At 70.1% G+C, this 22,796-nt stretch carries 23 protein-coding genes; 10 read left to right on the top strand and 13 right to left on the bottom strand.

Annotation, left to right across the window (positions count from 1 at the left end):
* Positions 1 to 34 precede the first annotated feature (34 nt).
* The 6 genes from ACYVOK_RS23890 (at position 35) to ACYVOK_RS23865 (ending at position 4,749) form a co-directional block, all read left to right on the top strand.
* Entirely contained in the window at positions 35 to 532 is a 498-nt protein-coding gene (locus ACYVOK_RS23890; RefSeq protein WP_460664743.1) for a hypothetical protein, read from the top strand.
* Positions 525 to 1,226: a carbohydrate-binding family 9-like protein gene (locus ACYVOK_RS23885; RefSeq protein ID WP_460664742.1), complete on the top strand. Its 702-nt coding sequence runs from the start codon at positions 525 to 527 to the stop codon at positions 1,224 to 1,226. Before ACYVOK_RS23890 ends, ACYVOK_RS23885 begins: the two co-directional genes overlap by 8 nt.
* Positions 1,227 to 1,272: 46 nt before the next feature.
* Positions 1,273 to 2,190, top strand: a complete 918-nt coding sequence (locus ACYVOK_RS23880; protein ID WP_460664741.1) for a hypothetical protein — start codon at positions 1,273 to 1,275, stop codon at positions 2,188 to 2,190.
* A 135-nt stretch (positions 2,191 to 2,325) separates the two neighbouring features.
* Positions 2,326 to 3,114 (top strand): CoA transferase subunit A, encoded by a 789-nt coding sequence (locus tag ACYVOK_RS23875; protein ID WP_460664740.1) that lies wholly within the window; start codon positions 2,326 to 2,328, stop codon positions 3,112 to 3,114.
* A 1-nt stretch (position 3,115) separates the two neighbouring features.
* Positions 3,116 to 3,745 carry a CoA transferase subunit B gene (locus ACYVOK_RS23870; protein ID WP_460664739.1) on the top strand — a complete coding sequence of 210 codons (630 nt, stop codon included), beginning with the start codon at positions 3,116 to 3,118 and terminating at the stop codon, positions 3,743 to 3,745.
* Positions 3,746 to 3,858: 113 nt separating this feature from the next.
* Positions 3,859 to 4,749, top strand: coding sequence for a carbohydrate kinase family protein (locus ACYVOK_RS23865; RefSeq protein ID WP_460664738.1), 891 nt, complete (start codon positions 3,859 to 3,861; stop codon positions 4,747 to 4,749).
* A 3-nt stretch (positions 4,750 to 4,752) separates the two neighbouring features.
* Here ACYVOK_RS23865 and ACYVOK_RS23860 read toward each other — a convergent pair whose 3' ends face one another.
* Positions 4,753 to 5,436: an NUDIX domain-containing protein gene (locus ACYVOK_RS23860; protein WP_460664737.1), complete on the bottom strand. Its 684-nt coding sequence runs from the start codon at positions 5,434 to 5,436 to the stop codon at positions 4,753 to 4,755.
* 82 nt (positions 5,437 to 5,518) lie between these two features.
* Here ACYVOK_RS23860 and ACYVOK_RS23855 point away from each other — a divergent pair, with 82 nt between their 5' ends.
* Both ACYVOK_RS23855 and ACYVOK_RS23850 read left to right on the top strand, forming a co-directional pair.
* A complete protein-coding gene (locus ACYVOK_RS23855) occupies positions 5,519 to 6,517 on the top strand; it encodes an SPFH domain-containing protein (RefSeq protein WP_460664736.1) in 999 nt (332 codons plus the stop codon).
* A gap of 37 nt (positions 6,518 to 6,554) precedes the next feature.
* Complete coding sequence (locus tag ACYVOK_RS23850) at positions 6,555 to 7,430, top strand: NAD(+)/NADH kinase (protein ID WP_460664735.1); 876 nt, start codon at positions 6,555 to 6,557, stop codon at positions 7,428 to 7,430.
* 87 nt (positions 7,431 to 7,517) lie between these two features.
* Here ACYVOK_RS23850 and ACYVOK_RS23845 read toward each other — a convergent pair whose 3' ends face one another.
* Positions 7,518 to 8,264: an SDR family oxidoreductase gene (locus ACYVOK_RS23845; RefSeq protein ID WP_460664734.1), complete on the bottom strand. Its 747-nt coding sequence runs from the start codon at positions 8,262 to 8,264 to the stop codon at positions 7,518 to 7,520.
* Positions 8,265 to 8,365: 101 nt separating this feature from the next.
* Here ACYVOK_RS23845 and ACYVOK_RS23840 point away from each other — a divergent pair, with 101 nt between their 5' ends.
* Positions 8,366 to 9,214 (top strand): helix-turn-helix transcriptional regulator, encoded by an 849-nt coding sequence (locus tag ACYVOK_RS23840; protein ID WP_460664733.1) that lies wholly within the window; start codon positions 8,366 to 8,368, stop codon positions 9,212 to 9,214.
* Here the strand turns inward: ACYVOK_RS23840 and ACYVOK_RS23835 are convergent.
* Entirely contained in the window at positions 9,169 to 10,086 is a 918-nt protein-coding gene (locus ACYVOK_RS23835) for a hypothetical protein (RefSeq protein WP_460664732.1), read from the bottom strand. The two genes, ACYVOK_RS23840 and ACYVOK_RS23835, sit on opposite strands and share 46 nt — an antisense overlap.
* Positions 10,087 to 10,114: 28 nt before the next feature.
* On the bottom strand, positions 10,115 to 10,975 hold the full coding sequence (locus ACYVOK_RS23830) for a hypothetical protein (RefSeq protein WP_460664731.1): 861 nt from the start codon (positions 10,973 to 10,975) through the stop codon (positions 10,115 to 10,117).
* 189 nt (positions 10,976 to 11,164) lie between these two features.
* Between ACYVOK_RS23830 and ACYVOK_RS23825 the strand changes: the two genes are divergently transcribed.
* Entirely contained in the window at positions 11,165 to 11,386 is a 222-nt protein-coding gene (locus ACYVOK_RS23825) for an SHOCT domain-containing protein (RefSeq protein ID WP_460664730.1), read from the top strand.
* A 60-nt stretch (positions 11,387 to 11,446) separates the two neighbouring features.
* Here ACYVOK_RS23825 and ACYVOK_RS23820 read toward each other — a convergent pair whose 3' ends face one another.
* Genes ACYVOK_RS23820 through ACYVOK_RS23780 form a run of 9 tightly spaced genes read right to left on the bottom strand, consistent with a single transcriptional unit; the run spans position 11,447 to position 22,796 of the window.
* A complete protein-coding gene (locus ACYVOK_RS23820; RefSeq protein ID WP_460664729.1) occupies positions 11,447 to 12,604 on the bottom strand; it encodes a glycosyltransferase in 1,158 nt (385 codons plus the stop codon).
* Position 12,605: 1 nt separating this feature from the next.
* Positions 12,606 to 15,206, bottom strand: coding sequence for a glycosyltransferase family 4 protein (locus ACYVOK_RS23815; protein ID WP_460664728.1), 2,601 nt, complete (start codon positions 15,204 to 15,206; stop codon positions 12,606 to 12,608).
* Positions 15,203 to 16,504 (bottom strand): nucleotide sugar dehydrogenase, encoded by a 1,302-nt coding sequence (locus tag ACYVOK_RS23810; RefSeq protein ID WP_460664727.1) that lies wholly within the window; start codon positions 16,502 to 16,504, stop codon positions 15,203 to 15,205. Before ACYVOK_RS23810 ends, ACYVOK_RS23815 begins: the two co-directional genes overlap by 4 nt.
* 25 nt (positions 16,505 to 16,529) lie before the next feature.
* Positions 16,530 to 17,840: an acyltransferase family protein gene (locus ACYVOK_RS23805; protein WP_460664726.1), complete on the bottom strand. Its 1,311-nt coding sequence runs from the start codon at positions 17,838 to 17,840 to the stop codon at positions 16,530 to 16,532.
* Positions 17,841 to 17,848: 8 nt separating this feature from the next.
* Entirely contained in the window at positions 17,849 to 18,907 is a 1,059-nt protein-coding gene (gene wecB, locus ACYVOK_RS23800; RefSeq protein ID WP_460664725.1) for a non-hydrolyzing UDP-N-acetylglucosamine 2-epimerase, read from the bottom strand.
* Complete coding sequence (locus ACYVOK_RS23795) at positions 18,904 to 19,911, bottom strand: Gfo/Idh/MocA family protein (protein WP_460664724.1); 1,008 nt, start codon at positions 19,909 to 19,911, stop codon at positions 18,904 to 18,906. The genes wecB and ACYVOK_RS23795 overlap by 4 nt, the downstream gene beginning before the upstream one ends.
* A gap of 1 nt (position 19,912) precedes the next feature.
* Positions 19,913 to 21,004: a DegT/DnrJ/EryC1/StrS family aminotransferase gene (locus ACYVOK_RS23790; protein WP_460664792.1), complete on the bottom strand. Its 1,092-nt coding sequence runs from the start codon at positions 21,002 to 21,004 to the stop codon at positions 19,913 to 19,915.
* Entirely contained in the window at positions 21,001 to 21,612 is a 612-nt protein-coding gene (locus ACYVOK_RS23785; RefSeq protein WP_460664723.1) for an acyltransferase, read from the bottom strand. The genes ACYVOK_RS23790 and ACYVOK_RS23785 overlap by 4 nt, the downstream gene beginning before the upstream one ends.
* The gene (locus ACYVOK_RS23780; protein WP_460664722.1) at positions 21,609 to 22,796 is read right to left on the bottom strand and encodes a hypothetical protein; all 1,188 of its coding nucleotides are present in this window, start codon (positions 22,794 to 22,796) and stop codon (positions 21,609 to 21,611) included. The genes ACYVOK_RS23785 and ACYVOK_RS23780 overlap by 4 nt, the downstream gene beginning before the upstream one ends.

Raw genomic sequence — 22,796 nt, 5'->3', positions numbered from 1 at the left:
CCTGGGTGCCGCCTGATCCGGATAATGTGCGGCCATGAGCCACCAGGACGACGGCGGGATGCCCGAGGACCTCGAGGCCGTCCTGGAGGCCGCGGACGAGGACGCCGACGAGGACGCCGCGGAGGAGGCCGACGAGGGCCGGTACGACGCCCCTCCGTTGCCGCCGCCGCTGATCCTGGCGGTCGTCGGGCTGCTGTGCGGGTTCGCGACGATCGCACTCGTCTGGTTGAGCGAGCGCGGCTGTGAACGGGTCCGCGACACCACGAACTGCGGTGCGCTCGGCCTCCCGTTGCTGGTCGTGATCGTGGCGGTCACCATGGTGCTCGGCGGGCTCGCGCTGAGCCGGCTGGCGATGCCGCACCCCGCGGTGGTGGCGTTCCTCGGTGTCGCCTTCATGCTGATCGTCGTCCTCGCCTTCCTGACCGAGCACCTGTCGTCGCCTTGGGCCCTGGCCGTCATCCCGGCGCTGACCGCGATCACCTTCCTCCTCGCCAACCTCGTCGCCCGACTGCTGGAGCGTGCCGATGCCTGACCTGCCCGTCTACGACTGCCCGCGTACGCCGACCGCCCCGAACCTGGACGGGACCCTCACGGACCCGGCCTGGAACATCGCGCCCTGGACGACGCCGTTCGTCGACATCACCGGCGACGGCCCGGTCCCGCGGTTCCGGACCCGGGCGAAGCTCATGTACGACGACGAGTACCTGTACGTCGGCGGGCTGCTCGAGGAACCGCACGTCTGGTCGACGATGCGGGAGAAGAACACCAAGTTGTTCGAGGAGAACAACTTCGAGCTGTTCCTCGACCCAGACGGCGACGGGCTCAACTACTACGAGTTCGAGATCAACCCGCTCGGCACGATCTGGGAGCTCACCCTGCCGAAGCCGTACGTCGACGGCGGCGTACCGGTGGACCCGACGAACCTGCCCGGGCTGCGGACGGCTGTCCACATCGACGGTACGCTCAACGACCCGTCCGACATCGACACCGGCTGGTCGGTGGAGATCGCCGTACCGTGGGCCGAGCTGGCGTCGTACAACGAAGGCCGGGCGACCCCGCCGGACCAGGGCGACGAATGGCGGATGAATCTGATGCGGTGCGAGTGGCCGCACGAGGTGGTCGACGGTGCGTACGTGAAGGGCACGGAGCTGAGCTTCTGGGTCTGGTCGCCGCAGCACGTGGCCGACATGCACCGACCCGACCGCTGGGGTGTGTTGCGCTTCTGACGCCCCGGTGACCGAGCGTTAACCCGCCGGGGTCACAATGAGCTACGTGGACTCAGGGGGTGACCGGTACGGCGATCAGGTCGTGAGCGCGATCGAGCGCGCCTGTGAGAAGGACCCCCGTACCGCACTGCGACTCGTCGCGAAGTACTCCACCTACTGGTGGTCCCACGGCCTCCAGGACGAGGCTGCCGCGGCTGCGGAGCGTGTGCTCAGCATGGTGGGCAGATCCGTGCCGGTCGGCCTGGACGAGGAGTACCTGCTGGCAGTGCTCCACAGCGCCTCGTCAGCCGAGCAGGAGCAGCTGGAGTTGGCTCAGCAGATCGTGCTCGCCACGACCGGGCCGTTTCGGTACTCCGTGACCGTGCTGCTGTGGTCGCTGGTGTTCGGACCGTTCGAGTCCCCCTCAGTGGTGGAGGACGTGCTGACGCGGAACGAGACAGGTGATGCCTGGGCTCGCGCGGCTGTCGAGCTCTGTCGCGGGTATCCGGGGCTGACCAACCTGCCGCCGGGTGAGGCGGCTCAGGCGCTGCGTACGGCGCTGGGACGCTTCCGGATGCTTGACGACGCCTGGGGAATGTTCCTGGCACTGACTGCGCTCCAGCAGACGGTGGATGACCCACTGGACCTCACCACCGAGGCTTTGGCGCTGGCGGAGCGGCTCGGCCTGGAGGAGGAGACCGGTCTGCTGCTCTGTCAGCGGGGTGACCTCCACCGTGCCCTCGGGAAGGTCGAGGACGCTCGCGAGGACTACGCCCGCGCCCTGGAGGTCGGCGAACAGGCCGACCTCCCTGAGACGGCCGCGGCGGCCCGGATCGGTCTTGCCCGCACTGCCCGCCTCTGCGGCAACCTTCCCGCCGCACGGGCCCACCTGTCTGCCGTCCTCGCCTTCCCGGAACTCGAGGACGCCCACGTCGAGGCGATGCACGAACTCGCCGTACTGAACGCCTCCGAGGCCTCGGCGTAGGCTCCGGCCACACGTCGTTGTAGGACCGGGGCACACCCTGTGGCGGCGACCACAGGAGGTGGCTCTCGCCGGACTCGCGGGTGGCTGGTTAGAGTCGACAACGACCCAGCCCCGACACTGCAACGGAGCAGCCGGATGGACAAGACGTACGACTCGCCGCAGGCCGCGGTCGACGACATCGGCGACGGCGCGAGCCTCGCGGTCGGCGGCTTCGGGCTCTGCGGCAACCCGATGGAGTTGATCCGCGCCCTGCACGACAAGGGGGTGACCGGACTGCGTGTGGTGTCGAACAACTGCGGTGTCGACGACTGGGGTCTGGGCATCCTGCTCGCGGACAAGCGGATCGCCAAGATGACGTCGTCGTACGTCGGGGAGAACAAGGAGTTCGCCCGGCAGTTTCTGTCCGGTGAGCTCGAGGTCGAACTGACCCCGCAGGGCACGCTGGCCGAGAAGCTGCGAGCCGGCGGCTGCGGGATCGCGGCGTTCTACACCCTGGCCGGCGTCGGCACCCAGGTCGCCGAGGGCGGGCTGCCGCAGCTGTACAACACCGACGGCACCGTCGCCAAGGCCTCGGAGCCGAAGGAGACCCGGGAGATCAACGGCAAGACCTACGTGCTGGAGGAGTCGATCACCACCGACTTCGGCCTGGTGCACGCGCTGAAGGGCGACACCCACGGCAACCTGGTGTTCGACCGGAGCGCGCGGAACTTCAACCCGCTGGCCGCGATGGCCGGCCGGATCACCGTCGCGCAGGTCGAGGAGCTGGTCCAGCCTGGTGAGCTGGACCCGGACGAGATCCACCTGCCCGGCGTCTTCGTCCAGCGCGTCGTTGCCGTCGGCAAGGACATCGAGAAGCGGATCGAGAAGCGCACCGTCCAACCCCGCGAGGCCTACGAGGCCCAGCGCGAGAAGCTGGAGGCCTGAGATGCCACTCACCCGTGAGCAGATGGCCGCCCGCGCCGCCGCCGAGCTGGAGGACGGCTCGTACGTGAACCTCGGCATCGGCCTGCCGACCCTGGTGCCGAACTACATCCCGGACGGCGTGACCGTCGTCCTGCAGAGCGAGAACGGCATCCTCGGCGTCGGGCCGTACCCGGTCGAGGGCGAGGAGGACCCGGACCTGATCAACGCCGGCAAGGAGACCGTCACGACGATGCCGGGGGCATCGTTCTTCGACTCCGCGCTGTCGTTCGGGATGATCCGTGGCGGCGCGATCGACGCCGCCATCCTGGGCGCCATGCAGGTCTCGGCCACGGGCGACCTGGCGAACTGGATGATCCCGGGCAAGATGGTCAAGGGCATGGGCGGCGCGATGGACCTGGTGCACGGCGCCAAGAAGGTGATCGTGCTGATGGAGCACGTGGCCAAGGACGGTTCGCACAAGATCCTCGAGGAGTGCGACCTGCCCTACACCGGCCGTGGCGTGGTCAACCGGATCATCACCGACCTCGCCGTCCTCGACGTCACCGAGGACGGCCTGAAACTGGTCGAGCTCGCCGACGGGGTCACCTTCGACGAGCTGCAGTCCAAGACGGGCGCACCGATCAAGCAGTGAGCGGTACGCCGGTCGGCCGACGAACGGTACGCCGGGGCGAGTCGCCGCCGAACAGGTGACTCCCCTGGCCCCGCACCTGTGACGCCTGGCGAAAGTCGGGTATGACGGAACGCATGGAACTGGACGTGTTCGTGATCGGCGGGGTCGGGATCGACACGATCGTGCGTGTGCCGGAATTGCCGCTGCCGACGGTCGAGACGATCCACGTCGAACCGGTCGAGTCGTACGTCGGACACACCGGCCACGGCGTCGCACTCGGCTGTCACCTGCTCGGGTTGCAGGCCGGTCTCGCGGACGTGATCGGCGACGACGCCGAGGGCCGCCGGATCCTGCAGTTCTACAACGACCTGCGGATGCCGCTGCACGTCGCCCTCCACCCCAGCGGGACGCGCCGGTCGGTCAACCTGGTCGCACCGGACGGGCGGCGGCTGTCCCTGTACGACGGCCGCCACCCCGCCGGCCTGCGGGTCGACCCGGACCTCTGGCGGACGAACGTCGTACGGGCGCGGCACGTGCACGTGTCGGTCATGGACTTCGCGCGGGACGCACTGCCCGACGCCCTCGCCGCGGACTGCACGATCTCCACCGACCTGCACGACTGGGACGGCCGGAACGACTATCACAAGGACTTCGCGACCGCCGCCGACATCGTGTTCGTCTCCACGAGTGCGCTGCCGGACGACGCGATCGACTGGATCTTCGCCAACGGCCGGGCCGAGGTCGTGGTCGCGATGGCCGGCGCGGACGGCAGCCACCTGCATGTCCGGAACCAGGAACCGCAGCACATTCCGGCCGTCGAGCTGCCCGATCGCCCGGTGGTCGACACCAACGGCGCCGGTGACGCCTACGTCGCCGCGTTCCTGGCCCGCCGACTCGACGGCGTCAGCTGGTACGACGCCGCCCACGCGGGATCCGTCGCGGGCGCGTGGGCCTGTGGCTCCCCCGGCACCCACACCGACCTGATCACGGCCGAGGACCTGGCGGTTCGGAGCCGGACGTTCTGACCGTCAACCGCGGGTCATCGGCGGGTACAGCGTGGTGGCGGCGCCGCGGCGGAAGAGCTGGGCCGGGCGTCCGCCGTCGCGGGTGGTGGTGGCGCCGACCGGTTCGACGAATCCGGGGGTCTTGGTGACCTTGCGATGGAAGTTGCGCGGGTCGAGCGCCGTGCCCCAGACCGCTTCGTAGACACCGCGCAGTTCGGAGATGGTGAACTCGGGCGGGCAGAAAGCGGCGGCGAGCGGTGAGTACTCGAGCTTGGCCCGTGCCCGCTCCACCGCGTCGGACAGGATCCGGTGATGGTCGAACGCGAGCCGTCGCGGGTCCTCCAGCACCTCGGTGACGCCGACCCAACTGGCCGACGCCGCGTCCGTCCCCGCGACCGGCGCCGGCAGGTCCGGCACCAGCGCCAGGTAGGCGACGCTGACCACGCGACCCCGCGGATCCCGGTCCGGAGCGCCGTACGTCGCGACCTGCTCGAGGTGGATGCGGTCCGACGACAGCCCGGTCTCCTCCGCGAGCTCGCGGCGGGCGGTCTGCTCCAGATCCTCGTCCGGCCGCACGAATCCGCCCGGCAGCGCCCAGCGACCCCGGTACGGCGCGATACCGCGGCGGATCAGCAACACCTGCAGGGCGCCGTCGCGAACGGTCAGGATGACCAGGTCGGCGGCCACGCCGAGGGGCACGAAGTCCATGGCAGAGCACTCTAATCGTCAGCTTGACGAAAAGCCACCGACCCCCTTATCGTCAATTTGACGACAAAGAGGAGAACGACCGATGGCAGACATCACCCGGTTCCGATTCATCAGCCACCTGCGGGCCAACCCGACCACCCATGTGCGGCACCTACGCAACGGCAGGCTCGTGCACGACGGCGCCGGGCAGGCGTTCTGGTTCCGTGCGCTGAACTCGTCGCTGAGCGAGATTCCGGTCGACGACCGCGAGCAGCCGCTGTTGTTCCACGGCCGGACGCAGGACTTCCAGGACGTCACCGTGCAGGCGACGGTCACGTACCGGGTGATCGACCCCGGACTGGCCGCGACCCGGCTGGACTTCGGCATCGACCCCTACACCGGGCTGTGGCGGTCGACGCCGCTCGAGCAGCTCGGCGGTCTGCTGACCGAGCTGGCCCAGCAGACGGCTCTCGACCTGCTCGCCAGGATGAGCCTCACCGAGGCACTGTCCGACGGCATGACCGCTCTTCGCCGCGCGGTCAGCACCGGGCTGCGGGAGGACCAGCGGCTCACTGGGCTGGGCATCGGCGTCGAGGACGTTCGCGTGGTCGCCGTACGGGCCGAACGCGACGTCGAGAAGGCGCTGCAGACGCCGACGCGGGAGATGGTGCAGCAGGCCGCGGACAAGGCGACGTACGAACGGCGGGCGATGGCGGTCGAGCGGGAACGGTCGATCGCGGAGAACGAACTGCAGAACCAGATCGAGCTCGCCCGGCGCGAGGAGCAGCTGGTCGACCAGCGCGGTCAGAACGAGCGGCTCCGGGCCACCGAGGCGGCCGCGGCCGGGCAGATCGAGACCGACGCCGCCGCGGCCCGGAAGCGGACGCTGAGCCAGGCCGAGGCGGACGCGAAGCGGGTGATCGGTGCCGCCGAAGCGGCCGCGGAGAAGGCGCTGCTGGAGGCGTACGCCGAGCTGGACCAAGGGACGATCCTGGCGATGGCGATCAAGCAGGGCGCCCTGCCGGAGATCGGGACGCTGAACCTCACGCCGGATCTGCTGACCCCGCTGCTGAGCAAGCTGACCGCCGGGGAGCGCGCATGAGTACGACGCTCGTCCGGCCGGCGACCGGTGTACCAGGATGAGCCTCCCGCCGCGGGCGGTGCTGGTGCACCGGGCGACCGAGCTCACCGAGCTGGTCGCCCGGCACGGGACGCGGCAGCAGGCCGGGTTCTTCCTGGCCGGCCGAGGACGTGACCTCGCCGAGCTCGACACCCGCCACCAGGCCCAGCAGGAGGCGCTCGCCACCGTCTCGTCCGCGATTCCGCTGGACTGGCGCCGGGCCGTTGTCGAGCGCAACGACCTGGACCGGTTCGGATTCGGGCCGGAGGACGTGGTGATCGCGGTCGGCCAGGACGGTCTGGTCGCGAACGTGGCGAAGTACCTGGACGGTCAGCCGGTGATCGGGATCAATCCCGAGCCGGGCCGGAACCCCGGCGTGCTGGTCCCGCACGAGCCGGCCGCGATCGCCGAGCTGCTGGTGACGCAGCACGTCGTGGAGCGGACGATGGTTGCCGCCGGCACCGATGACGGACAGCAGCTGGTCGCGCTCAACGAGGTCTACATCGGGCACCGGACACACCAGTCTGCGCGCTACCGGCTGAGCTCACCGGACAGCCTGCCGGAGCGGCAGTCCTCGTCCGGCATCCTGGTCGGCACCGGCACCGGGTCGACCGGCTGGTGCCGGTCCGCCTGGCAGGAACGGCGCAGTCCGCTGCCCCTTCCCTCGCCGACCGACCCGACGCTGTGCTGGTTCGTCCGCGAGGCGTGGCCGTCGCCGGCGACCGGGACCGACAACACCGAGGGGCTTGTGAAAGCCCCGGACACCTTGACGATCACGGCCGAGTCGGACCTCGTCGTCTTCGGCGACGGCATGGAGTCTGACACGTTGACCGTCACTTGGGGTCAGCGCGTCGACGTCGGCGTCGCCCCGGTCAAGCTGCGTCTGGTTGTCTAGAGGACGCGATCGTCACCTGCCACGCGGAGTACAGGCGCCGGGCCGACCCACCGACCGGTTCGACCAGACGTGAACGTCATGGGAGAACTAGACCTCTTTCGACGGCTGGATGATCAGGTCGGGGAGGTTCACGTCGCGCGGACGGCCGACGACGTACGCGATCAGGTCGGCGACCTCGGAGGGTGGCACGGCCGGGAGGCTGGTGCGGAGGTCGTCGACCATCGAACGCAGCTCTTCCGGGAACTGATCGGCCAGTTCGGTGCCGTCGATCATGCCGGGCTCGACGTTGGTGACGCGGATCCCCTCACCGGCGAGCTCGGTCCGCAGCGCCCGGGACAAGTAGCTCACACCGGCCTTCGAGGCGCCGTACGCCGCCATGCCGGGCATGAAGCGGTCGGCGGCGATCGAGGAGATGTTGACGAGGTCGGTGGTCCGGGTCGCGGCCGACCGCTTCAGCGCCGGCAGGAACGCGTGCGTGACGGTCAGTACGCCGCTCAGGTTCACGTCAACGGTACGACGCCAGTCCTCCGCGGGCGCGTCACCGAACGGGACCACCTTCATCAATCCGGCGTTGTTGACCAGCAGATCGAGGTCGCCGAAGCGGTCCTGCACGAGGTGAGCCGCGTGGGCGACCTCGTCGGGGTCGGTCACATCGGCCGGTACGACGAACGCCGTACCGCCGGACTCCGAGATCTCGGCGGCGAGCTTCTCCAGGCGGTCGCGGCGGCGGGCCAGCAGGGCGACCGCGGCGCCGTCGGCGGCGAGACGGGTGGCGACGGCGGCGCCGATTCCACTGGCGGCGCCGGTGACGAGTGCGATGCGTGAAGTTGTCATGGCTCCACATTCCGACGGTGGCCGTCGGCGCAGAAGGTCCGCCTCGTCCCTAGGTCTGGCAGTACCACCCAGGTCGTTCGCGGCCCGGGGATACTGGTCGTGTGAGTGCGCGACCACAGCTGGGAGAGTTCCTGCAGACCCGCCGGGCCCGGGTGCGGCCGGAGGAGGTCGGTCTGCCGCCCGGTCGGGATCGGCGGGTGTCCGGGCTCCGCCGCGAGGAGGTTGCGATGCTGGCCAACGTCAGCGTCGACTACTACATCCGGCTGGAGCAGGGACGGGCCGAGAATCCGTCCGCGGCGGTGCTGACCGCGGTCGCGGATGCGCTGCGACTCAATCAGCCCGAGCGCGATCACCTGCGGTCGCTGGCATGCACCGCTCCACCGGCGGTCCCACCGCGGGCGTCCGTCCGGCCGCAACTGGAGGCCATGATCCAGGCGATGCGCGACGTACCGGCGATCGTGGTCGACCGGTTGAGCACCGTGCTGGCGTGGAACCGCGGCGCCACCGCGGTGATCGCGGACTTCGACGCCCCGCAGAACCGGAACCTGGCCCGCCTCTACTTCCTGGACCCGCACGCCCGGGAGTTCTACGCGGACTGGGAGACGGTCGCGCGGGACGCCGTCGCACTACTCCGGCGCACGTCGGCCGAGTACGCCACCGACCCGGAGCTGGCGGCGCTCGTCGACGAACTCCGCGCCGCCAGCCGCGATTTCGACCGTTTCTGGACGTCCCAGGACGTCACAGCCCGCTCGCACTGCCCGAAAGTCCTGAACCACCCCGTCGCCGGCCAGCTCACCTTCTCGATCGAATCGCTCCAGGTGCCCGGTGACGATGGGCAGTTCGTCCTCACCTACACCCCGGCCGACCCGACCACCCAGGCCGCCCTGGAAGCCCTGCTCGCCGCTCAGGCGCCGTTGAGTGGGTCGTACTGGGGAGCGAAGCGGAAGTAGTTCCAGTCGCTGAACGTGAGAGGGACCTTTCCGAGGCCCTTGATCACCGTGCTGGTGCCTGCCGCGTGGCCGACGGCGTACAGGTAACCGTTCCCGGTGTCCCGGTCGATGCCGAGCACGATCGACCCGGTCTTGCCGCACGGGGCCGCGATCAGCTGCTCGAAGACCTGCCAGCTCGAGGTGCGCACCGGCGTCACCACCGGCTTGAGCGGGCTCGACGTGGGGATCTTGACCGTGTACAGCCCGCCGGCCCGGTTGTTGGCCAGGAAGGTGTCGTACGTCGGCGTCGCGGCGATCAGCGCGAACGACTTCATCGTGCTGAGACCGGTGACGTACCCGGTGTTGCGGAACCCGCTGCCCAGATCCGTCCAGCGCCCGAAGCGCCCGTACTGATCCTGCTGGTACAGCATCGTCCGAGTCGGCGCGCTGGTGGCGGAGGCCCGGTACTGCGACTGGTGCAGGAAGCGGCCGCCCCAGCCGTTGCCGATCCGGCGCATCACGGACGGGCCGACGAGCTTGCCGTCCGGCCCGATGGTGTACCGGTTCTCGTACAGGTAGCCGGCGCCGTACACGACCTTGCCGATCCGGGTCGTCCTGCCCGCGCCCGCAGGGATCGCAGTGAACGTTGTGGGCTGGCTGACGCCGTACGGCGGTGTGTACACGTTGGGTGTGGTGATCACCGGGCTGACGGTCGGTGGCGCAGTGGCGCTGACGACTCGGCTGTTGTGACCCCAGTCCTGGGTGAACGAGCCGAGTCCGAGCGCACAGGCCGCGGTCACCGCCACCGGCGCGGCCTGCGCCGGCTGAACGGCCGGTCCGAGTATCAGCACCAGCGCCGTGGCGCCGGTGACGCTGATGGTTCTGCGGTGCATCCCGGATTCCTTTCGATCCCCGAACGGACTACTCGCTGTTGAGCGCGTCGGCGAAGGACGCGGGACCCCAGCGGAAGTCGACCGGGTCGGGGAAGGTGGTGGCGACCTGGCCGATGCCCTTGATCACCGTCGACGTGCCGTTCGCGCGGCCGACGGCGTACAGGTAACCGGTCTTGGTGTCCTTGTCGATGCCCAGCAGGAGCGTGCCGTACTGGCCGCACTTTGCGGCGATCAAGGATTCCAAGCCCTGCCAGGTGCGGGTGCGCACCTGCTTCACCACCGGCTTCATCGGCGTGGCGACGGGGATCCGGACCGTGTAGAGCGCGCCGCCGTGGGTGTTCGCGAGGAAGGTGTCGTACGTCGGCTGCTTGCTGATCAGCGCCATCGTCTTGACCGCGCCGAAGCCCGGGTAGGAGCCGGTCGCGCGCCAGCTGCCGTTCGCGATGCGCCAGCGGAACAGCACGCCGTCCTTGCGCAGGCCGTAGAACTCGGTCCGGGAGCCGTACGACGCCCACTCGATCAGGCTGAAGTTCGACCAGCCGCCGCCGATCCGGGTCAGGAAAGCGCCCGGCGGCTCGACCTGGTCACGACCGTCGACGGCGTACCCGCTGCTGTACAGCGTGTCTCCGATGACCACGTACCCGTGTCGCACACTCCCGGCACCGGACTTCGGGTAGTCCTCGAAGTGGCTGCTGATCCGGACCTTCCCCGGTGCGTACACCCCGGCGGACGTGCTGTTGCGATTCAGCGACGGAGGCGTCGTCGCCGAGATGACCTTGAACGTGTGTGCGCCCGTGGCGGTCACCGAACCGGCCCACGCCGTACAGGGTGCGGTCACGGCCGTCCCCGCCGCCTGAGCGGTCGCCGGCACCAACCCTAGCCCCAGCACAGCCCCACACCCGACACCCATCAACCGTCGCCACATGTTCCAGCTACTCCCTCGCCCTCGACTCGAACTGTCTCGCATCCACTCGATGCGCCACCAACCCCAGAAGTTGCGGCGAAGTAGTGCCCCGGCTGTGCGACTCACCTCGGCCGACCGCCCCCGCGAGACCGTACGCTCTCGGGCAACCAGGTGGTGATCACAAACCTTGAGAAGCCGGACGGAAAGGCGATCTGCGATGCCCTCCGGGCGCGCCTGCTCGAGGCGCGGCGACCGTCCGCCGGCGATGGCCGACCGGTCGCGGCCGAGCCGGACGTCCTCGATCAGCTCGCGAAGCTCGGTGAGCTGCATAGTGCCGGAGTGCTCACAGCCGCCGAGTTCGCGGCGAAGAAGGCCGAGCTGCTCGACCTGATCTGATCCGATGCCTGCACAGCCGGCGGGCGCCACGGGCGTCCACCCGACGCCCCGCCGGGCGGGTCAGCGGGCGAGTTCGGCGTAGGCGGCCAGGAGGGTGGCCGAGTCCTTTTCCCAGTTGAGGTCGGCGGCTGCGGTGCGGATGCCGTCGGCGTAGGTGGGGTAGTTGTCGATCAGGTCGCGGACGGCTGTGGCCAGGGAGGCCGGATCGCCTGGTTTGTAAAGGGTTCCGAGCTTGTACTGCGTGACGACCGCCCGCATCTCGGGTAGGTCGGCCGCCACGACCGGGACCCCGGCGCGGACGGCGTGGAAGAGTTTGTTCGGCAGCGCCAACCTGTGGTTCTCGCAGGTGTCGGTGAGCGTGACCAGCGAGATCCCGTAGGACCGCAGCGTGTCGTCGACCTCGTCGATGGAGCGCTCCGCGACCGTCTCCACCGGCCCGAGGTCCAGCCGGTAGTTCGGGTCGACCGACCCCATCAGCACGGTCCGGAACGGCGCCAGTCGACGCGCCGCGGCCACCACGGTCGGCAGGTCACGCCCGGCTCCCACCCGACCGGCGTACAGCAACCCTTCCGGCCGATCCGGCAGGGCCGGTACGTCGTCAGCCCGCGGGAACGTGTTCCGTACGACGCGAACGTCGGTCAGTCCACGTTCGCGCAACCGCCGCGCGATCCCGTCCGAGACCGTGATCACGAACCGAGCCTTCGACGCCAGGGAAACCTCGAACCGCCGCCCCAGCGCCCGCCACACCGGCGTCGGCCGACCAGGCAGAGCCCGGTCGAACCAGAGCTCGTGACTGTCGTAGACCAACGTCGCCGACCACTGCTCGGCGTACGTGGCCGCCAGTTCGAGCGTGTTGAAGTCGTGCGCGTGAACCACGTCGAACGGCCCCGCGGCGGCCACTCGAGGGGCCGCCGCGGTCCGCCACTGCTTCTCGGTCCGGTTCCGGTGCTCCGGCAGCAGCAGCCACCGGCCGAACCGCTGGACCAGCACCTTCGGCCCGTTCCGGCCGTGGCCGACCGCGGGGCCGCCGTTGCTGCCCCGCAGTCCGGCCGAGCGGGAGACGGACTCGACCGTGACGCCCGGCCCGACCTCGAAGTTCTCCGGAACGTCGCGGCCGATCACGTGCACCACGTGACCGCCCCCGGCGAGAGCCGTCGCCTCCCGCAGGATCCGCGAGTCCCCGGCGATCGGAGACTGCGCGATCATCAGAACCCGCATGTCACCGTCCGCCAAGGAACGGCAGCAGCACCTCGACCGACCTGCGCCCGTCGTGCACCTCGCGGACGTACTCCGGACCCGCGTCGGCGATCTTGCGGGCCGAGTCGCGCTCGGCGACCAGCCGCTCGATCACCTCGGACAGGTCGTCCGGGGTCGCCTCCGCGATCGGCAGGTCGGTGGGCAGCAGGTCGCGGACCGGCTCCGCGATGTGCCCGACGGTGACCCGGCCGGCCGCCATCGCCTCGCAGGCGAACACGCCGTACGAGCCGAGCAGCAACTGGTCGACCACGATGTCGGCGCTGCGCACCATCTCGGCGAGCTCGGCGTGCGGCACACCCTGGACCCGCTGGTACTTGATCAGGCCCCGCGCATCCAGGTCCGTGAGCACCGGGTCGACGTACGCCGATCCCTTCAACGCGCTGGCCGACGGCGCGTGCAGCACCACCGGCACCTCCCGCTCGAGCACCGGCTGGGTCGAGGTGAACTCCTCGACGTCGACGGCCAGCGGCAGCCAGATGCCGTCCTCGACGAACTCCAGCAGGTCCGGCGTGGTGACGAACACCGGGCCTTCGTAGCCCTCGAGGTGCCTGCGCATCAGGTCGTTCGCGGCCTGCAGCCGCACGGTCAGCTCGTCGTCGGCGTTGCGGAACGGCGACCACCGGTACTGCGCCCGGTGCTGGGCCGGGTCGCGGATCTCCGAGCCGTGGAAGACCAGGCCGTGCTTGATACCCGCCTGGTCCAGCATCGGTACGTCGGTCGTCCACATCTGCCCGCGCTGCTGGCCGAACATCGGCCGGCCGGCCTCGAACAGCACGTGGGTGACCTCGCGCAACGCGTACGCCGTCAGCTCCAGCTGCCAGCGCAGGTCGGACCGGTACTGGCGGTAGGTCCCCGTGCGGTGCACGCGGAAGTCGAACGCGCCGCTGCCCGTGGTCAGCGACTCCGCCTTCAGGTCCGGCACTTCACGCTCGAGTGCGGTTGCCCACAGCCAGGCCTGCCCGGCACTGTTGACCGGGCCGAGCAGCAACCGGCGATGCTTCTTGACCACGCGGCCACCGGGCTGGACGACCTCCAGCTGACGGCCGACCAGTTCGCCGTACAGACCGCGCAGCTTCGCCGCCTGCCCGGCCCAGGAGACCTCCTGCTGGTAAGCCGGGTCCGCAACCCGCTCGCGGTAGGTGTCCAGGTCACCGAGGACCGTGCGCACCTTCGACGCCAGATCGTGCGCGTCCGCCGCGACGAAGACCTCGCCGATCCGGGTCCGGTCGACGAACTCCTTCATGCTCGGCATGTCGCTGACCACCACCGGCAGGCCGGCGAAGGCGTACTCGAACAGCTTGTTCGGCAACGCCATCTCGTGACTCGGGTAGCGCAGGATCGGGATCAGCCCGACGTCGGCCGTCCGCAGGAACGCGACCACCTCGTTCGGCTCCACCGGGTCGAGGCAGTGCAACCGGTCCTGCACCTCGAGTGTCGCGGCCTGCGCCTGCAACTCCCGTACGGCGTCCGTCGCGACGCCCGGGACACAGACGACGGCCAGGTGCACATCCGGCAGGTCTACCAGCGCCTGCACAGCGGTCTCGATACCGCGGGCCCGGGTGACACCACCGCTGTAGACCAGCAGCGGGACGTCCGGGGGCAGTCCGATCCGCCTGCGGATGTCCGGCGCCTCGACCGAGACGTCCGACGGGTTCGGCGTGTTCATGATCACGGTCGGCTCGCGGTCGAGCTTGTGTTCCTGCTGCAGCCGCTTCGCGATCGCCGGGCTGACCGTGACCACCCGGTCCGCCTGGCCGATGTACTCACGCTCGTGGTTGGCCCAGGCCGCGATCGAGCGACGGGTCCGGGCGCCGTACCGGGACAGGCCGGCCACGTACTCGTGCGCGTCGTAGACGACCTTCAGGTGCTTGCCGCGCAACTTGGCCCGGCCGGCCGCACGGGTGGCGACACCGATCACGTGCATGTCGTGCGCGTGCACCACGTCCGGCTCGAGCCGATCGATCAGGTCACCGAACGCGATCTCCAAGTCCAGCGCCTCGGGGTGCAGCGCGCGCCACGGCGCCGGCCAGGGCAGCCGGTGGATCACCCCGTCGTACGCCCGCCAGCCGAACTTGAACGGGGCGTCGGCCTTGTTGCCGATGCCCTTGCGCACCCAGGTCGCCTTCTTCGCGGCCTGCCAGCGGGCCCGGCGCGCCAGCCGGGTGGCGACCCCGAGCTTGAACTTGACCGGGTTGCCCTTGCCCGCCTTCGCCGCCGCGATCGCGTGGCCGGAGTCGGACTTCAGCTCCTTCAGCTCGGCCTGGATCCGCTGGCTGCGGGCGACGTACGTCGACTTGTGTTTGTACCCCACCAAGGGCGGCCGCCAGTCCCGGCGGGCCTTCCGGCTGCGTTTCCGCTCCTCGCGCAGGCTGAACGGCACGGCCACCCGGACGATCAGCGCGCCGTCGAGCATCTCCCTCGACGGCAGACCGCTGGCCGAGACCCCGAGCACAGTCACCTCTGCTCCGGTCTCGGCCAGTGCTGCGGCCTCCTTGCGGACCCGACTGTCGTTGGTGACGTCGTTGGCGACCATCATCACGACCCGCAGGTCGGCAGTTGTCACTGTCGAACCGACCTTCCGATCACAATCCGGCGCACGCCCGCCCAACGAGCCGGGTCGGTACGGTCACGGCCGTCGACGAGCACCTTCACGCCCGGCAGGTCCGCCGGGCTCAGCTGCCCGTACTCCGCGTGGTCGGCCTGCAGCACGGCCGCGTCCACCGGAGCACCCAGCGCGTACGGCGTGAAGCCGAGCTGCCGGAGCTCCTCTTCGGTGTACAGCGGGTCGTGCACGGATACCTCCGCACCACGGGCCTTGAGCGCCTCCACGGCCGGGAAGACCCCGGAGAACGCGGTCTCCTTGACACCACCACGGTACGCCGCGCCGAGCACGACCACCTTGGCTCCGGCCAGGTCGCCGTACGCGCCCTCGAGCAGACCGACGGTGTACTCGGGCATGCCGAGGTTCGCCTCGCGGGCGGCGCGGACGACGGTGGCCTCGGGGTCGGTCCACAGGTACAGCCGCGGGTAGACCGGGATGCAGTGGCCGCCGACCGCGATACCGGGCCGGTGGATGTGGCTGTAGGGCTGCGAGTTCGAGGCCTCGATCACCTGGTGCACGTCGATGCCGTGCTCACCGGCGAACCGGGCGAACTGGTTGGCCAGGCCGATGTTGACGTCGCGGTACGTGGTCTCGGCGAGCTTCGCCAGCTCGGCCGCCTCGGCCGAGCCCAGGTCCCACACGCCGTTGCCGCGCTCCAGGTCCGGGCGCTCGTCGAAGTCGAGCACGGCCTCGTAGAACGCGGTGGCGCGCTTGGCGCCCTCCTCGGACAGTCCGCCGACCAGCTTCGGGTACTTGCGCAGGTCCGCGAAGACACGACCGGTGAGCACCCGCTCCGGCGAGAACACCAGGTGGAAGTCCTCCCCCTCCTTCAGGCCGGAGACCTCCTCCAGCAACGGCTTCCACCGGTTCCGGGTGGTGCCGACCGGCAGGGTGGTCTCGTAGCTGACCAGGGTGCCCGGGCTCAGGTGCTCGGCCAGCGACCGGGTGGCGTTCTCCATCCAGCCGAACTCCGGCTCACCGGTCTTCTCGTCGACGAACAGCGGCACGACCAGCACCACCGCGTCGCTACCGGGGATGGCGTCCGCGTAGTCGGTGGTCGCCCGCAGACGGCCGTCGGCCACGGTCTCGGTGAGCAGTTCGGCCAGGTGTGCCTCACCCGGGAACGGCTCCTGCCCGGCGTTCACCTGCTCGACCGTCTTCGGGTTGATGTCGACGCCGACGACCTGATGACCCTTGGCGGCGAACTGGACCGCCAACGGCAGCCCGATCTTGCCTAAGGCAACAACACTGACACGCACAGGAACTCCACTAGGTAGTGATTCTTCATCGGGGACCTCGCAGCTTCCGTTCCAGCGGGTGCTCGACGAACTTGTACAGCAGCCACGAAGCGAGGATCGAGATGGCGCAGACACCGGCGTACCAGGTCAGGTTGGACCAGCCGATCGGCCCGGCCACACCGTGGTACTCCTTGATCGCGTACAGGATGGTGGCGTGCACCAGGTAGAAGGCGTACGACCACTGGCCGAGCGCGACCAGCGGCTTGCTGCGCAGCCAGGACCGGCCACCGCGGGTGTCCCGGGCGGCGACGGCAAGGATCAGGAAGCCGTACAGCAGGGTGAGAACTTCTTTCTGGCACAGTCCCATGGTGACCGCGAACGGAAACTGCGCCGGGTGCTCACCGGAGTAGTACAGGGTGAACAGGCCGCCGGCGGTGACCAGGAACGCGAACCACACCGGGATCCGCGGCTTCCAGCCGGTTCGCAGCGCGATCGCCAGGCCGATGCCGAACAGGAACGCGACCGAGTGCAGGATCGGCTGCGGCAGCACCGGTACGACGTCCCGGTTGTGGAACAGCGCCAGCCGATAGGCGCCGCCGGCGACGAGCACGGCCGCACACAGGATCAGGCCGCCGGCCACCTTGAGCTTCTTCGTGGCCCGCCAGACGAACGGGAAGTACGCGTAGAAGAAGGCTTCCACGGACAGCGTCCAGCCCGCCGGGTTACCGCCGTACAGCACGGTCGGGTTGTTCGACCAGCCCTGCAGCAGGAACGCCGACAGCACCAGCACGGTGACCGAGACCGGCTTGATCCAGGCCATCCCGGCCGGCGGCTCGAACCGGTAGAACACGAAGATCGCCGCGAGCAGGGTGAGGAGGTACAGCGGGACGATCCGGGCGAACCGGCGCCGGTAGAAGGTGCGGATCTTCGTCCCCGGCTGCGCCGACCAGGTCAGCACGAAACCGGACAGCACGAAGAAGAACGTGACGCCGGACGTGCCGTACTTCAGGAAGTCGTAGACCGGCAGCGGCGCCAGGTTGGTCATGTGGTGCGCGAACACGAAGAACGCCGCCCACCAGCGCAGGCCGGTGAGCGACTCCACTCGCGGCAGCCGCTTGCTCGGCTCGGCCGGCGGCGACCCTGCCTCCCCTGGGAACGCGCTGACCGGAGCGCCGGGCGGCACCTCCGCCGCACCGGCCTGCCGATCGTCCGCCGTGGCGACCGCCGACCCGCCGTGGTCCGGGGCGGCATCCGCCGCCCCGCGCCCTTCGCCGGCGGCACCTGCCGGCACGGCAGCGGCCGCCGAACCGGTGAGGTTCGGCGGCTGCGTCTGGTCTTCTTCGGCGGCCTTCGTCATGTGGTGGTTTACTCCGTGAGAGCGGTGACGACACGCTCGGCGGCGTGGCCGTCTCCGTAGGGCATGGGGCGGTCTCCGCCCGGGACCGGCCGGGCGGCCAGCTCGGGCAGCTTGCTCACGTCGGACGTGAGGACGTTCCAGCCGTCCTCCAGCGTCTCGACCCACTCGGTCTCGGTGCGCAGCGTGGTGCAGACCCGGCCGAGCAGGAAGGCCTCCTTCTGCAGGCCGCCGGAGTCGGTGACCACACCTGCCGAGCCGAGCACGGCCGCGACCATCTCCGGGTAGGCCAGCGGCTCGCGGACGTGCAGCGAACCGTCCGGACGCTCCAGCTTGATGCCGTGCTCCGCGCACTTGGCGACCAGCCGCGGGTGCGCCAGCAGCAGCACGGGGTGGCCGGCGTTGGCCAGGCCCTCCACGATGGCGGCCAGCCGCGCCGGGTCGTCGGTGTTCTCGGCCCGGTGAATGGTCGAGACGACGTACTTGCCGGGCTCGACACCCTCCGGCAGGTCCAGCGGCTTGTCCTGCACCGCGTCGCGGACCCGGAAGCACACGTCGGTCATCACGTCGCCGACCAGCCGGGCCCGGTCCTTCAGGCCCTCGTTCGCCAGGTGGTCCATCGCCACCTGGGTCGGGGCCAGCAGGATGTCGGCCGCGTGGTCGGTGAGGACCCGGTTGTGCTCCTCCGGCATCCGCCGGTTGAACGACCGCAGCCCGGCCTCCAGGTGCGCCACCGGCAGGTGCATCTTCACCGCCGACAGCGTCCCGGCCAGCGTCGAGTTGGTGTCGCCGTACACGAGCACCCAGTCCGGCCGGTGCTCGTCCAGTACGGCGTCCATCGCGGACAGCATCGCGCCGGTCTGAACCCCGTGGCTGCCGGAGCCGACACCGAGGTGGACGTCCGGGGCCGGGATCCGCAGGTCGGCGAAGAACACGTCGGACATGTTCTTGTCGTAGTGCTGGCCGGTGTGCACGATCACGTGCTGGTGGTCGGTGGCGGCGAACGCCTCCGCCACCGGCGCCAGCTTGACGAACTGCGGTCGTGCCCCGACGACGCTCAGGACCTTCATGACTCGGCGGACTCCCCGGCGATCGTGATGGTGCGGTCCTCGGCGGCGGACTGGATGACGGCCTCGGCCACCCGGACGGTGGTCAGACCCTGCTGCAGCGTGACGATGTCGGCCTCCTTGCCGAGCACCGCGTCGCGGAACGCCTCGTGCTCGGTGCGCAGCGGCTCCGGCTTGCTGATCGCGTAGCGGATCATGTCGCCCTCGCTGACCCCGCGGAAGTGCGCGACGTCGTCCCACGCGGTCTGCACGGTGCCGTTGGCGTGGAAGGACAGGTCGGCCAGCAGCGTGTCGGCGATGAACGCGCCCTTCTCACCGGTGACGACGGTGAGCCGCTCCTTCATCGGGGACAGCCAGTTGACCAGGTGGCTGGTCACGGTGCCGTCGGCCAGCCGGCCGGTCACCGCGATCAGGTCCTCGAACTGCCGGCCGCTCTTGTGCGCGCTCTGCGCGGCCACCGCGGCGAACGGCGACTGGGTCACCCAGGCGGTCAGGTCGATGTCGTGGGTGGCCAGGTCGAGCACCACGCCGACGTCGGCAATCCGGGCCGGGAACGGGCCCTGGCGGCGGGTGGTGATCTGGTAGATGTCGCCCAGGTCGCCGTTCTCCAGCCGCACCCGCAGCGCCTGCAGCGCCGGGTTGTACCGCTCGATGTGGCCGACCGCGCCGATCACCCCGGCCGCCTCGAACGCCTTGGCGATGTCGGTCGCCTCGGCCGAGGACCCGGCCAGCGGCTTCTCGATCATCGCGTGCACACCGGCCTCGGCCAGCGCCTTGGCGACCTCGGCGTGGTACTGGGTCGGGACCGCGACCATGCAGTAGTCGATCCCGGCCGCGATCAGCTGCTCGATGTTGTCGTACACCGGACGGCCGCCGGCCACGCCGAACTTGTCACCACCCGGGTCGGCGACGGCGACCAGGTCGACGCCCTCGAGGGAGGCGAGCACGCGGGCGTGGTGCCGCCCCATCATGCCCAGGCCGATCAGTCCGGCTCTCAGGTTCGCCATGTCACGCACCAGCCTTCGCCACGGTGTTCACCGCGGACACGATCCGGTTCAGGTCGTCCTCGGACAGCGAGGGGTGGACCGGCAGCGAGAGCACCTCCGCCGCGGCCTTCTCGGTCTCCGGCAGGTCCAGGTCGCGCTGGAACGACGGGAGCCGGTGGTTCGGGATCGGGTAGTAGACACCGCAGCCGACGCCGTACTCGTTGCGCAGCGCGTCCGCGAAGCCGTCGCGGTCCTCGGTCACCCGGATCGTGTACTGGTGGTACACGTGGGTCGCCTCCGACGCCACCGCCGGCACGCCGACACCCTGCAGGTTCGCGTCCAGGAAGGCCGCGTTCTCCTGCCGCTGCTTGGTCCAGCCGGCCAGCTTGGTCAGCTGCACCCGGCCGATCGCGGCGTGCAGGTCGGTCATCCGGTTGTTCAGGCCGACCAGCTCGTTCTCGTACTGCTTGAGCATGCCCTGGTTGCGCAGCAGCCGCATCCGGCGCTCGATGTCCGCGTTCGCGACCGAGTTCATGCCGCCCTCACCCGACGTCATGTTCTTGGTCGGGTAGAGGCTGAACATGGCGAACTCGCCGAAGGTGCCGACCGGCGCGCCGTTCCAGGTCGCGCCGTGGGCCTGCGCGGCGTCCTCGTAGATCTGCAGGCCGTGCTTGTCCGCGATCGCCTGCAGGGCGGTCATGTTCGCCGGGTGACCGAACAGGTGCACCGGCATGATCGCCTTGGTCTTCTCGGTGATGCTCGCCTCGACCGACGCCGGGTCCAGGCAGTAGTACGTCGGCTCGATGTCGGCGAACACCGGGGTCGCGCCGGTCAGCGCGACGCTGTTCGCGGTCGCGGCGAAGGTGAAGGAGGGCACGATGACCTCGTCACCCGGGCCGACGCCCGCGGCGAGCAGGCCGAGGTGCAGACCCGACGTGCCCGAGTTCGTCGCGACGCACGCCCGGCCGGAGACCAGCGCTGCGCCGAACTCCTGCTCGAACGCCGCCACCTCGGGGCCCTGGGCCAGCATGCCGGACTGCATCACCCGGTCGACGGCCTCGCGCTCCTCCTTCCCGATGATCGGCTTCGCGGCCGGAATCGGCTGCACCATCAGTTCTCCTCCATGTCCTCATCGGCCGGCCGCAGCCGTCCGTCGGTTTCGATGTACATCTCGCCCGTGGTCGGGCACTTCCACTCGCCGTCGCCGACGTCGAGCAGCGGGACCCCGGCCTTGCCGACCCACTTGATCCGGCGGGCCGGAACCCCGGCGACCAGCGCGAAGTCTGGCACGTCCTTGGTCACCACCGCACCCGCGGCGACGGTGGCCCAGCGGCCGACCGTGACCGGCGCCACGCAGACGCTGCGCGCACCGATCGAGCAGCCCTGCTTCAGGGTCACGCCGACCGGCTCCCAGTCGTGGCCGCTCTTCGGCGTACCGTCCGGGTTCACCGCGCGCGGGAAGTAGTCGTTCGTCAGCACCACGGCCGGGCCGATGAACACCCCGTCCTCGAGCGAGGCGGGCTCGTAGACCAGGGCGTAGTTCTGGATCTTGCAGTTGTCGCCCATCCGGACCCCGGTCCCGACGTAGGCGCCGCGGCCGACGATGCAGTTCTTCCCCAGCACCGCGTTCTCGCGGATCTGGGCCAGGTGCCAGACCGACGACCCCGCACCGATCTGGGCGCGGTCGTCGACGTCGGCGGATGGCGCGATGCGGGACGTCACAGGATCTCCTTCGAAGTGAGCCAGCTGGTGAGTGCCTGGGCCGAGCGGCTTCCGTCGTGCAGCTCCGCCACGTAGCCGGGGCCGGCGGCCGCCCGCTCGGCGGCGGCGTCACGGTCCGCGATCAGGCCGGTGACGACGTCACCCAGGGTGTCCGGGTCTGCCTCCACGATCGGCACCTCTCGCCCAGTCAGACTACGCACCTTCTGGCGCACACTTTCACCGACGTACGACACGACGATGCGCCCGGCGGCGAGGGCCTCGGCGGCCGCCACGCCGTACAGGCCGATTCTGAGCTGGTCGACAACGATGTCGGCGTCACCGATGACGGTCGCCATGTCGCTGTGCGGTACGCCGGTGATGCGCCGGTACTCGATCCGGCCGTTCTGGTGCAGACCGGTGAGGACGGCGTCGATCACCTCGGTGCCCTTGAGCTTCGCGTTCGACGGGACGTGCGCGACGACGGGCTTGTCCTTGCCGAACAGCGGACGGGCGGCCTGCTGCCACGGCGCCGGGTCGATCGCGACCGGCAGCCACTGGGCCTCGGGTACGTCGTCCAGCAGGTCGACCGTGGACACGAACACCGGCAGGCCGAGGCTCTCGACGAGCTCGGCGTGCCGCCGGGCCTGCTTCTCCAGCCGCTCGGTCAGGTCGTCACCCGGCGTGAACGGCGACCAGCGCTCGCGCTTCGCGTGCCGGCTGGGCAGGCGGATGTCGGAACCGTGGAACACCAGGCCGACGTTGAGCCCGGCCGCGCGCATCGCCGCGATGTCGGCAGACGCGTCCGGGAAGCCGCGCGCACCGAACAGCGGGCGCAGCGACTCCACCAGGACGTGGGTGAACGAGTTGACGACGTACTGCTCCTGCGCGCGCTGCCAGCGGGGCTGGCCGAACCACGCGAGCTGGACGCCGTAGTCGGTGGCGAACTGGAACTGCCCCTTGCGGTGCAGGGCGAACGAGACGGCGCTGACCTCGGGCAGGGTCCGGGCGGCCTGCGCCCAGGCGTAGCCCTGGCCGGCGGAGTTGGTCGGCCCGACCAGCATCCGCGATCGCGTCGTCGCCACCGGCGGGAACGCCGGCAGCTGCGCGTACGAGTACCGCAGGCCGCGCAGGCGCCGCCGGACCGCTCCCGCGGTCCGGGCGAGTGGCGCCGGCAGGTGCTCGCGGATCGAACGCGACACCGTCAT

The organism is Kribbella swartbergensis (assembly GCF_054784135.1).
Note: the sequence above shows the minus strand (reverse complement) of the source record. Positions and strands in the feature narration are given on the sequence as shown.